Genomic DNA, 340 nt, shown 5'->3' on the forward strand with positions numbered 1-340 from the left:
GTTACCAATCGTATTGACAAATACATTAAATAAGTCGGCAATTTGATGTTTCGTTACCCACAGGGTGCAATTTACAAGTTTTGCTTCAACAATCAGTTGCCGGACTATCAAAAGCACCACCCCGGAGTACCCGTTTATCTGTGGAAGTTCCATACCAGTCGAGGCACCATTCCCAGAATTCTACAGGAACCATTTCGGCCATATCGCAACGGAAGCCATCTATGTTCTTAGATGCCCAGAACAAAAGTATGTCTCCCATAAAAAAGGGAGTCGTTGGTTTGAATTTGCTCATGCAGAGCCAAGGGGTCCTCCCAAGCTATGAATTTAGGGTGTTTCACCC

General features: G+C 44.4%; 1 protein-coding gene. It reads right to left on the reverse strand.

The window, feature by feature from the left end:
• Nucleotides 1-85: 85 nt before the first annotated feature.
• Complete coding sequence (locus tag D0T60_RS18545; protein ID WP_163219970.1) at nucleotides 86-259, reverse strand: hypothetical protein; 174 nt, start codon at nucleotides 257-259, stop codon at nucleotides 86-88.
• Nucleotides 260-340: the final 81 nt, after the last annotated feature.

Origin of the sequence: Bacteroides sp. 224 (assembly GCF_010500995.1) — a bacterium.
Taxonomy (GTDB): domain Bacteria; phylum Bacteroidota; class Bacteroidia; order Bacteroidales; family Bacteroidaceae; genus Bacteroides.

What these genes read in the sequence shown, in the direction of transcription:
- D0T60_RS18545 (WP_163219970.1), bottom strand. Translation starts at nt 259, where the DNA reads ATGGGAGACATACTTTTGTTCTGGGCATCTAAGAACATAGATGGCTTC.